Annotated in this window: 12 protein-coding genes and 1 tRNA gene; 5 read left to right on the top strand and 8 right to left on the bottom strand. The window is 66.7% G+C overall.

Annotated features, from left to right (window positions below; all coding sequences use genetic code 11):
• Positions 1-57: 57 nt before the first annotated feature.
• Complete coding sequence (locus EV667_RS09770; RefSeq protein ID WP_131835175.1) at positions 58-384, bottom strand: hypothetical protein; 327 nt, start codon at positions 382-384, stop codon at positions 58-60.
• A 445-nt stretch (positions 385-829) separates the two neighbouring features.
• Between EV667_RS09770 and EV667_RS22875 the strand changes: the two genes are divergently transcribed.
• Together EV667_RS22875 and EV667_RS09760 are read left to right on the top strand one after the other, a co-directional pair.
• The gene (locus EV667_RS22875) at positions 830-1,336 is read left to right on the top strand and encodes a hypothetical protein (protein ID WP_245516092.1); all 507 of its coding nucleotides are present in this window, start codon (positions 830-832) and stop codon (positions 1,334-1,336) included.
• Positions 1,333-1,542 carry a hypothetical protein gene (locus EV667_RS09760; protein WP_131835174.1) on the top strand — a complete coding sequence of 70 codons (210 nt, stop codon included), beginning with the start codon at positions 1,333-1,335 and terminating at the stop codon, positions 1,540-1,542. Before EV667_RS22875 ends, EV667_RS09760 begins: the two co-directional genes overlap by 4 nt.
• Before the next feature lie 147 nt (positions 1,543-1,689).
• Here EV667_RS09760 and EV667_RS09755 read toward each other — a convergent pair.
• Together EV667_RS09755 and EV667_RS09750 are read right to left on the bottom strand one after the other, a co-directional pair.
• Positions 1,690-1,781: transfer RNA gene (locus EV667_RS09755), tRNA-Ser, on the bottom strand.
• A gap of 111 nt (positions 1,782-1,892) precedes the next feature.
• Positions 1,893-2,606, bottom strand: coding sequence for a glutathione S-transferase N-terminal domain-containing protein (locus EV667_RS09750; RefSeq protein WP_131835173.1), 714 nt, complete (start codon positions 2,604-2,606; stop codon positions 1,893-1,895).
• A gap of 181 nt (positions 2,607-2,787) precedes the next feature.
• Here EV667_RS09750 and EV667_RS09745 point away from each other — a divergent pair, with 181 nt between their 5' ends.
• The gene (locus EV667_RS09745) at positions 2,788-3,447 is read left to right on the top strand and encodes a hypothetical protein (RefSeq protein ID WP_131835172.1); all 660 of its coding nucleotides are present in this window, start codon (positions 2,788-2,790) and stop codon (positions 3,445-3,447) included.
• A gap of 12 nt (positions 3,448-3,459) precedes the next feature.
• Here the strand turns inward: EV667_RS09745 and EV667_RS09740 are convergent, their stop codons facing one another.
• Positions 3,460-3,966, bottom strand: coding sequence for a GNAT family N-acetyltransferase (locus tag EV667_RS09740; protein WP_131835171.1), 507 nt, complete (start codon positions 3,964-3,966; stop codon positions 3,460-3,462).
• Between the two features lie 160 nt (positions 3,967-4,126).
• Positions 4,127-5,620: an Asp-tRNA(Asn)/Glu-tRNA(Gln) amidotransferase subunit GatB gene (gatB, locus tag EV667_RS09735; RefSeq protein ID WP_131835170.1), complete on the bottom strand. Its 1,494-nt coding sequence runs from the start codon at positions 5,618-5,620 to the stop codon at positions 4,127-4,129.
• A 336-nt stretch (positions 5,621-5,956) separates the two neighbouring features.
• Here gatB and EV667_RS09730 point away from each other — a divergent pair, with 336 nt between their 5' ends.
• Both EV667_RS09730 and EV667_RS09725 read left to right on the top strand, forming a co-directional pair.
• Entirely contained in the window at positions 5,957-7,651 is a 1,695-nt protein-coding gene (locus EV667_RS09730; RefSeq protein ID WP_131835169.1) for an L-lactate permease, read from the top strand.
• A gap of 117 nt (positions 7,652-7,768) precedes the next feature.
• A complete protein-coding gene (locus tag EV667_RS09725; RefSeq protein WP_131835168.1) occupies positions 7,769-8,050 on the top strand; it encodes a DUF6455 family protein in 282 nt (93 codons plus the stop codon).
• Positions 8,051-8,066: 16 nt separating this feature from the next.
• On the opposite strand, the gene EV667_RS09720 is transcribed toward EV667_RS09725, so the two are convergent.
• The 3 genes from EV667_RS09720 to gatC are packed head-to-tail and all read right to left on the bottom strand — an operon-like array spanning position 8,067 to position 10,150.
• Entirely contained in the window at positions 8,067-8,360 is a 294-nt protein-coding gene (locus EV667_RS09720; protein WP_131835167.1) for a chorismate mutase, read from the bottom strand.
• A 3-nt stretch (positions 8,361-8,363) separates the two neighbouring features.
• Complete coding sequence (gene gatA / locus EV667_RS09715; RefSeq protein WP_131835166.1) at positions 8,364-9,857, bottom strand: Asp-tRNA(Asn)/Glu-tRNA(Gln) amidotransferase subunit GatA; 1,494 nt, start codon at positions 9,855-9,857, stop codon at positions 8,364-8,366.
• Positions 9,858-9,862: 5 nt separating this feature from the next.
• Positions 9,863-10,150, bottom strand: coding sequence for an Asp-tRNA(Asn)/Glu-tRNA(Gln) amidotransferase subunit GatC (gene gatC / locus EV667_RS09710; RefSeq protein WP_131835165.1), 288 nt, complete (start codon positions 10,148-10,150; stop codon positions 9,863-9,865).
• Positions 10,151-10,338 lie beyond the last annotated feature (188 nt).

The raw sequence follows: 10,338 nt of genomic DNA, 5'->3' as shown, positions 1-10,338 counted from the left end.
GTCGTCAACGTTATTCCCCATGGCGGCATATGCCTCGCATGCGGCTGCAACAGGACGTCACGCTGGCTCTGGATCGGTGGGCTTTCGCGGCTCCCTGCCCTCCAGCACCGCTTTGGCGCGAGCCATAGCCGACGACTTGGATTCGGCTTCTGCGATCTCGCGCTCGCATCTCTCGAACAGCGGCAGAGCGGACTCGCCGAACTCGTCGACGAGCCTGGCGCAGATTACCAGCATGCGCCGCCATTCCTCGATGGTTACGGGTCCAGACGGCTCGCGAGGTCCGATCTGGACGCCGCCGAACTTGGTCGCGCGGATAGTGGGAACACCGCCTGACGAGCGCCGGCCAGAGCCCTTGCCGGACGGTGGTTCTTTCTTGCTTGCCATTGGACACACCCAATCTGCTCACGCCAATTGGCGCGAGGGGATACCCTCCAGCACGCATCAGCCTCTTCGTCAGATGTGGAGAAGTTAGGGCTGACCGCTCTTCGCAGCGCACAACGCAAAACCGCCGCCCGACGTAGGGCAGCGCTTGCGCAATCAGAGAATCAGGGGCACCGTGTCCGCGGGCTTGATAACCCGGACGAAAGCTACAGACCGCATTCCCTGGCAGGAATTGCCCTGACGCCTGGCAGCGTTGGGCGGCGGTCGAATGACGGCAGCGCATTGGCGTGCGCTCCAACCTGGCCATTATGGCCGGGAGGGCCGCGCCATGTCCAGAGGGTTCCGGCCCTTAAAAGCGCGGTCGCCTGTCGCTTTCGCAGGTTATCAACTCCCGGCTGCCGGTCTGCCACCGGCACGGCCTTGATAAGCCGCGAAGTGAGCAACCCCCATGAACCTCCACACCCCGATCAACGACAACGCCATCCCGGCGCAGAGACAGCCTTCTGTCGCCCCTCGCTCCATCCTCGAGCTTGAAGCAGATTACTGGTGCGCGCGGGCCGAATGGCTGCCCCTTAACGCCCACTGGAAACCGCTGCACGACGTTGCCATGAAAGCTGCCGAGGCGGCCATCAAGGCGCTGGGCGGCACCAGCAGGGTCCAGACCGGCGACCAGCAATGGGCAATCGCTAGCGCCATCTACGACGCCAACGGCGCGACGGCTGCCGGACGGGCAGAAAGTCAGGTGGAAGTGCGCATGGACAACGCGCTCGGTCAGCTCGTCGACACGCCGGCGTGCTCGCTTCTGGAGCTTGCCGCGAAAGCCCGCCTTGCGTTGCTTGACCTGCACGGCATCGAGGATGCTGGCGCCGTCGATTGCGAAGAGGCGGATTGGCCGGAGCACGTGATGACGAAGCTCGTGCTGGACATCGAGCGCCTCGCTGGGAGGCAGGCATGAACGTCCATAGCCCCGTGATGCCTGCGTCCATCTCCGACACCATCGACCGCCTCGACGAACTCAGCGCCCTTCTGGAAGCCATCCACATGATGGCAGCCGACCTGGAAGCGCGCCAAGCGAACGCCCTGCAGCGCGTTGTCGTCCTTGGCCAAGGGATGGTCGACAACGTCAAGGAAGGCCTGCGCCCCGGCAGTTCGGCCAGCTGAGACTGCCGACGCAAAATGCGCGGGCTGCCTCCCCGTCGCCTCACAAGGGCGGCGGGGTTCTGATTCTAGGGGGGGCTAGTTTCGGGTTATGATAACGGTTCGGCTTTAGCCGAAAAAACCAAAAAAGATCAATGAAATCAAGGATAATGGCGGAGACGGAGGGATTCGAACCCTCGAGGCCCTTTTGGGGGCCTGCTCATTTAGCAAACGAGTGCCTTCAGCCTCTCGGCCACGTCTCCAGCCGGCCTCGCGTTCGCCTTGCGGCGGCGCGGTTCGAGCCGGCGACCTGTCTAGGTTTCCGCCGCCCCCCGGTCAAGGCCGAATACGCAGTTGGTCCACTGTCGCGCCGATCAGGAGCCCGGACGCTGCCCGAACAGCACGCTTTGCGCCTGGGTGTCGGTGGCGAAGTCGATCTTGGCGCGATCCTCTGCGTTGAGCGCGAGGCCGCGCTTCACCGCCGGCCGCGCCAGCATCCGCTCCAGCCAGGCGGCAAGATGCGGGAATTCCTTGATGTCCTGGCCCTGCCGCTCCCACAGCTTGGCCCAGCCGATGCAGGCAATGTCGGCGATGGAATAGTCCCCGGCGAGGAAGGGCCGGTCGGCGAGGCGCGTGTTCATCACGCCGTAGAGCCGGTGCACCTCGTTGGTATAGCGCTCGATGGCGTAGGGCAGTTTTTCCGACGCATAGATGCGGAAATGGTGCGCCTGCCCGGCCATCGGGCCGAGCCCGGACATCTGCCAGAACAGCCACTGGTCCACCTCCACCCGCCCGCGCTCGTCGCCGGGGTAGAACAGGCCGGTCTTGCGGCCAAGATATTGCAGGATCGCCCCTGATTCGAACACCGAGAGCGGCGCCCCGTCCGGGCCCTCGGGGTCGAGGATGGCCGGCATCTTGTTGTTGGGCGACAGCGCCAGAAATTCCGGCTTGAACTGGTCGCCCCTGCCGATATTGACCGGGATCACCTCATAGGGAAGCCCGCACTCCTCCAGCATGATGGCGATCTTCCAGCCATTTGGCGTCGGCCAGTAATAGAGCTGGATCGGACGGGACTGAAGCTGGGCCATGACGCAAGCGCTCCCCTTCGCCCTCCATGGGGCGCGTGCATCAGAACTAGAGCCGCCCCACGAGGCTGGCAAGCGGGGCAGGCTCGGCAGGCACAGGTGCATTGCGGCGCTCGCCTCACCGGGGCGAACGGGGTAGATTTCCCGCGCCCGGCGCCCCGCGCCCCTATCAAGTGAGGCCCGCGTGAAACCTGCCGCCCTTTTCTTCCTGCTCGGCGCGCTCATCGGGGCCGGCACCCTTCCCGGCGCGGCGAGCGCCCAGTCGCCGGCGGCGCCCTCCCCGGCCAAGATCTGCGCCGACCGCTGGAGCGAGATGAAAGCGAACAACCAGACTGGCGAGCAGAGTTTTCGCGATTTTTCCGTGCAATGCCTCAAGGAGCCCGGCGTGGCGGAGGTCAAGCCGGCGGCGGGCGGCGAGCCGGCGCCCGCGCCCCGGCGCAACACCACCCCGACCGGCGCCTCGGCGGCCGCGGCGCAGCCTTCCATCAAGCAATGCGCCGATCTGTGGAACGAGATGAAGGCGAAGAACCAGACCGGCACCCGCACCTATCGCGACTTCGCCCAGGAATGCCTTGCCGGTACCGGGGTGCTGGACGACAAGCCCGCGACGAAGCCGGCGGAAGCACCGGTCGAGCCCAAGGAGGCGCCGCAGAAGCCGAAGACCTCGGTTCCCTCCGTGCCCCGCCCGGCGGCGGCTCCCGCCCCTGCGCTGTCGCGCACCCCTGATGCCAGCGACCGCGAGGCGCTCAACCGCTGCAATGGCGAATGGCAGGCCTACAAGACCCGGCACAACCTCACCGGTGCCAAGGCGTGGCACGTCTTCATGGCGCGCTGCCTGCCGTGAGACACGGCGGCCTCAGTGGCCGGAAAGGTCGATCTTGAAGCCGTCGAGACGCTTCTCGAAGCCAGCGCGCTCATAGAAGCGGTGCGCGTCGAGCCGTTGCTTGTTGGAGGCGAGTTGCAGCGAGCCGGCGCCCCGGCGCCGCGCTTCGGCGATGGCGAAGTCCATCATCGCCCGGCCGACACCGTGGCCGCGCACCTCCGGGTCCACCTGCACCGCCTCGGCATGGGCTAGCAGCGCGCCGTGGCGCAGAAGGGCGCGGAAGAAGATCAACTGGAACGTGCCGACCACCTGCCCCTCCAGCCGCGCCACGTAGAGCGTCGTGCGCGGATCGGCAACGATCTCCTCGAAGGCGCGCTCATAATCGGGAAACGCGCCTGGATCGGCGCTGTCGCGCACGCCCAGCAGGGTCTCGCGGGCGAGGATGGAGACGATGGCCGGCAGGTCGGCGCGGTTGGCAGGCTCGATGAGGACAATGCTGGAGACCGGGCGATCTGCCTCATCCGCTTCGACGACACCCATCCGCTTGCCCCCTTCTGCTCGTCACCCCGTCATGCCCGGGCGTGTCCCGGACATCCACGTCTTGCTGCCCGCGCCCGCCCCTATGACGTCAGGCGGCTCGGGCGCCCAAGCCCACCGCGCGGGCGTTATTAGGCTCCGGCCGTGCTGACGAGCCAGCGGCTCAAATGCCCAGCTTGGCCTTGAGCAGGTCGTTCACCACCTGCGGCGCGGCCTTGCCGCCGGTCTGCTTCATCACCTGGCCGACAAACCAGCCGAGCATGGTCGGCTTGGCCATCACCTGCGCCACCTTGTCGGGATTGGCGGCGATGATGGCGTCCACTGCCGCCTCAATGGCGCCGGTATCCGTCACCTGCTTCATGCCGCGCGCCTCTACAAGAGCGCGGGGGTCGCCGTCCTTGTCCTCGGCGATGATGATTGCCAGCACATCCTTGGCGATCTTGCCGGAGATGGTGCCGTCAGCGATGAGATCGACCAGGCCGGCGATCTGCGCCGGGGTGATGTGGGTCTCGTAGACGGACAGGCCGGAGGCATTGGCGAAGGCGGAAACGTCGCCCATGATCCAGTTGGCCACCGCTTTGGCGTCGCGCGTACCGCCGCCATGGGCCACTGCGGACTCGTAATAGGCAGCGGTCTCCTTCTCCGCCACCAGCACGTCGGCGTCATAGGCGGAAAGGCCGTAGGCGGCGACAAAGCGGGCCTTCTTCTCGTCAGGCAGTTCCGGCAGATGCGCGGCGAGCTCGCTCACGAAGGCGTCGTCGAACTCCAGCGGCAGCAGGTCCGGATCGGGGAAGTAGCGGTAGTCATGCGCTTCTTCCTTCGAGCGCATAGAGCGCGTCTCGCCCTTGCCGGGGTCGAACAGGCGGGTTTCCTGGTCGATCGTGCCGCCATCCTCGATGATGCCGATCTGCCGGCGGGCCTCGGTCTCGATGGCCTGGCCGATGAAGCGGATGGAGTTGACGTTCTTGATCTCGCAGCGCGTACCGAAATCGTCGCCCGGCTTGCGCACCGAGACGTTGACGTCGGCGCGCAGCGAGCCCTTTTCCATGTCGCCGTCGCAGGTGCCGAGATAGCGCAGGATGGTGCGCAGCTTGGTCACATAGGCCTTGGCCTCCTCCGAGGAGCGCAGGTCCGGCTTGGAGACGATCTCCATCAGCGCCACGCCGGAGCGGTTGAGATCGACCAGCGAGAGCGTCGGGTGCTGGTCGTGGATCGACTTGCCAGCGTCCTGCTCCAGATGCAGGCGCTCGATACCCACCTCGATCTGCCCGTCGGCGGTGTCGACCAGCACGATGCCCTCGCCGACAATCGGGTCCTTGAACTGGCTGATCTGGTAGCCCTGCGGCAGGTCCGGGTAGAAATAGTTCTTGCGGTCGAACACCGAGCGCTTGTTGATCTGCGCCTTCAGCCCGAGGCCGGTGCGCACCGCCTGCTTCACGCATTCGGCGTTGATCACCGGCAGCATGCCCGGCATCGCCGCGTCGACCAGCGAGACATGGGCGTTCGGCTCGGCGCCGAATTCGGTCGACGCGCCGGAGAACAGCTTGGAGTTCGACGTGACCTGGGCATGGATCTCCATGCCGATCACGATTTCCCAGTCGCCGGTGGCCCCCTTGATCAGCTTCTTCGGGTCGGCGGGGCGGGAATGCATGTTCATCGGACGGACCTGTTCTGGCGTGCGGTTGCACGAAAGCGCGGGAGTGGCAGTTCCCTACCCCGCCCCCGCCGGTCCTGACAACCGTTTCGCGCGGCGCAGCATGGCCCGGCCCGCGCCGCGCGCTGGCGTCGAAGACGGCGGATTTCCGCTTTCATAGACCATTGGACAAGGGGACACGCCATTTTGTCTCGCGTATTCATGGGCCCGATGCGAAGCTGGTTAGAATATATTACCAGTGCGCAGGCTCTCGGGAGGAGCGTCCACACCAATCAACGTTGCCGCTCCGTCGTTGCTCCTGGCGGAAGAATGGCGGCGACAAGAGGAGGAAACATCGGGATGTCGACAGGTCTGCTCGCCTTCCTTGCCTTTTTGCCGATCATTTCGGCAGGCGTCTTGCTCATCGGTTTTCGCATCGCCGCCCGCATCGTCATGCCCATCACTTATGTGATGGCGGTGGTCATCGCCCTGCTGTTCTGGGGCGTCAGCGCCAACCGGATTGCCGCGTCAACGCTGCAGGGACTGCTGCAGACCGCCGGCCTGTTGTGGATCATCTTCGGTGCCATCCTGCTGCTCAACACGCTGAAGCACTCGGGCGCCATTTCCACCATCCGCGCCGGCTTCACCTCGATCAGCTCTGATCGCCGCGTCCAGGTCATCCTCATCGCGTGGCTGTTCGGCTCCTTCATCGAGGGCGCCTCGGGCTTCGGCACGCCTGCCGCCGTCGCCGCCCCGCTGATGGTGGCGGTGGGCTTCCCGGCCATGGCTGCCGTCGTCTTCGGCATGATGATCCAGTCGACGCCGGTGTCCTTCGGCGCCGTCGGTACCCCGCTCATCGTCGGCGTGCAGACCGGGCTCGACCAGGCAGCCATCACCACCCAGCTCACCGATGTGGGCTCCAGCTGGGCGACCTTCTTCCACCTCATCACGACGGAAGTGGCGGTCATCCACGCCATCTGCGGCACGCTGATGCCGCTGTTCCTCATCATGGTGATGACCCGCTTCTTCGGCCGCAACAAATCCTGGACCGAAGGCCTGTCGGCAGCGCCGTTCGCCATCCTCGCCGCCTTCGCCATGACGGTGCCCTATGTGCTGGCGGCGACGTTCCTCGGGGCGGAATTCCCCTCGCTGCTCGGCGGTCTCATCGGGCTCGCCATCATGACGCTGGCGGCGCGCGCCGGCTTCCTGGTGCCGAAAAAGTCCTGGGACTTCGCACCGCCTTCCGAATGGCCCAAGGAGTGGTTCGGCCAGCTCGACATCACCCTCGACAGCCTCGCCAAGCGCACCATCCCTCTTGCCCTCGCCTGGGCGCCCTATGTGCTGCTGGCGGTGGTGCTTGTGGTCAGCCGCATGGTGCCCGGCGTCGGCAATGCGCTGAAATCGGCGACGGTGGCCTTCTCCGGCATTCTCGGCGAGCAGGGCATCAACGGCGATTTCCCGCTGCTGTTCTCGCCCGGCGGACTGCTGGTGATGATCTGCATGATTACCGTCCTGCTGCACCGCATGCCGCTGTCGGGCTTCGGCGCCGCCGTGCGAGAGAGCAGCGGCACGCTGATCGGCGCCGGCTTCGTGCTGATCTTCACCGTGCCGATGGTGCGGGTGATGATCAATTCGGGCGTCAACGCCAATGGGCTGGACAGCATGCCGGTGCTGGTCGCCGAATGGGTGTCGGAGCAGGTCGGCGCGGTCTACCCGGTCTTCGCCCCGACCATCGGCGCGCTCGGCGCGTTCCTTGCCGGCTCGAACACGGTCAGCAACCTCATGCTGAGCCAGTTCCAGTTCTCGGTAGCGCAGGGCCTGGGCATCTCCTCGGCGCTGATGGTGGCGGGCCAGTCGGTCGGCGCCGCTGCCGGCAACATGATCGCTATCCACAACGTCGTCGCCGCCTCCGCCACGGTCGGCCTACTCGGCCGCGAGGGCGCAACGCTGCGCATCACCATCCTGCCGACGATCTATTATCTCATCGTCGCCGGAACGCTGCTGCTGCTGGGCTTCTACGTCGTCGGTCTCGGCGACCCGCTCATGGTCCGGTAACACGGCACGGCCGGGGCCGCCTCTGCGGCTCCGGCGTCCTGTTGCTGGCTCTTTGCGCCAGATCAACGCCGGTGCGTGCGCGCGCCGGCACTCTCCCTGCAGACGGGGAGAATGGCCATGGATGTCGATACGATAGACGAGCGCCTCGCGCTCTTCCTCGCCATGGCTGCCCATGCCGGCGTGGACCTCCCGGCGCAAATTGCCGACGCCCCCCAGGAGGTGCTGGCCGGCGCGCAGCGCTGCCTCGGCTGCCGCAATGCTCCCGACTGCCACCGCTGGTTCGGCGCACCGGCAACAGACGCAGGTGCCGGCGACGCTCCGGTGCCCGGCTTCTGCCGCAACGCCGCGCTGTTCGAGGCCTGGAAGGGCGACGACGCGCCGTCACCGGCCGCCGGATAGACCGGAACGGCTGAGGTCAGCCCAGCCGCTCGTTCTCATAGGCGATCACCCACTCGATGAGCTGTCGCCAGAGCTTTTCCACCAGTTCGGGCGGCACGCCCTGTGTCTCGGCATGGGCGCTGACCTTTGCGATCACGTCCTCGACACGCTCGGGCAGGAAGGCGGCGAGGCCCTCCACCTTCTTCACCGCGATGACATGCTTGACCACCTCGAAGCGCCGGGCCAGCAGTTCAACGATCGCGGCGTCGATAGCATCGATCTCCGCCCGAAAGGGCGCGAGGGAGCGCTCATTGGCGGGCAGGCGCGGCATGCCTCACTCCCACCAGCGCTCGGTGATCTCAAAGCGGCCGGCGGCCTCCTCGATCACTTGGCCGAGTGCGAAAAGCCCCTCCTCGCCGAAGGGGCGGCCGATCAGTTGCAGGCCGAGCGGCAGCCCGTCGGAGGAGAGCCCCGCCGGCACCGCGATGCCCGGCAGGCCGGCCATGTTCAGCGTCACCGTGAACACGTCCTGCAGATACATCTCCACGGGATCGGCGCCCGACTTCTCGCCGATGCCAAAGGCGGGCGAGGGCGTGGCCGGCGCGAGCACGGCGTCGATGCCCTCGGCAAAGACGGTCTCGAAGTCGCGCTTGATCAGCGTGCGGACCTTCTGGGCTTTCAGGTAATAGGCATCGTAGTAACCGGCCGAGAGCACATAGGTGCCGACCATGATGCGCCGGCGCACCTCGTCGCCAAAGCCGGCGGCGCGGGTCTTCTCATACATGTCGACGATGTCGCGACCGGCCACCCGCTCGCCATAGCGCACGCCGTCATAGCGGGCGAGGTTGGAAGAGGCTTCCGCCAGCGCGACGATGTAATAGGCCGGCAGCGCGTATTTGGTGTGCGGCAGGCTGATGTCGACGACCTCCGCGCCGGCATCGCGCAGCATGTCGGCACCCCTGTCCCACAGCGCGGCGATCTCCGGCGACATGCCCTCGACCCGGTATTCGCGGGGAATGCCGATCCGCTTACCCTTCACCGAGGCGCCAACCGCGGCTTCGTAATCGGGCACGGCCAGGTCCACGCTGGTGGAATCCTTGGGGTCGTGGCCGGCCATGGAGCGCAGCAGCAGAGCGGCATCGTTCACCGAGCGGGCGATCGGCCCGGCCTGGTCGAGCGAGGAGGCATAGGCGACGACGCCCCAGCGCGAGCAGCGGCCATAAGTCGGCTTGATGCCGACCGTGCCGGTGAAGGCCGCCGGCTGCCGGATCGAGCCGCCGGTGTCGGTGCCGGCCGCCCCGGCGCAGATATGCGCCGCCACTGCCGCCGCCGAGCCGCCGGAAGAACCGCCGGGCACCAGCTTCTGCGACGAGCCCCTCCGCCGCCACGGGTTCACCGCCGCGCCGAAGGCGCTCGATTCGGTAGACGAGCCCATGGCGAACTCGTCCTGGTTCAGCTTGCCCAGCAGCACCGCGCCATCCTTCCACAGCCGGGAAGTGACGGTCGATTCATAGGGGGGCACGAAGTTCTTGAGGATGTTCGAGCAGGCCGTGGTCCGCACGCCCTCGGTGGCGAACATGTCCTTGATCCCGAGCGGAATGCCTTCCAGCGGGCCGGCCTCGCCGGCGGTGTAGCGCGCATCGCTGGCCTTGGCCATCTCCAGCGCCTTATCCGGCGTGGTCAGCACATAGGCGTTGAGGTCGCCGGCCGCCTCGATGGCACTGAGATAGGCCTGCGTCAGCTCGGTGGCGGTGAAATGGCCCTCGCTCAGCCCTTCATGGGCGGCGGTGAGGGTCAGGCGGGTGAGTTCGTGGCGTGCGTGGCTCATCTCGCTCACTCCACCACTTTCGGGACGGCGAAGAAGCCGTCGTCGGCCGCCGGGGCGTTGGCGAGCACACGCTCGGCATAGCCACCGTCGCTCACCACATCCGCGCGCAGTGGCAGGGTCATCGGGATGACGCTGGTCATGGGCTCGACGCCTGAGGTGTCGACCTCGCCGAGTTGCTCCACGAAGGCGAGGATGGCGTTGAGCTCGCCCTGGAGATGGGCCACCTCGTCCTCTGTCACGGCGATGCGCGCCAGATGCGCCACCCGCCGGACCGTCGCCTGATCGACCGACATCCGAAATCCCAATCCACTGAAACCGATGCGCGCCCTATAGCAGGCACGCACCGCGCCCCGCAACGCGCGGCGCTACGCTCGCCACATCAATGGCGGGGACTGGATGCCGGTCGGCGCGCCAGTGGCGCCCCTTTCTCAGGCGGAGACCGGCCGTCTAGCGGCCGGCCGGCGCGCCGGGAGCGCGCCTT

This window comes from Ancylobacter aquaticus (assembly GCF_004339465.1).
Classification (GTDB): Bacteria; Pseudomonadota; Alphaproteobacteria; order Rhizobiales; family Xanthobacteraceae; genus Ancylobacter; species Ancylobacter aquaticus.
This window is presented reverse-complemented; position numbering and strand designations above follow the sequence as displayed.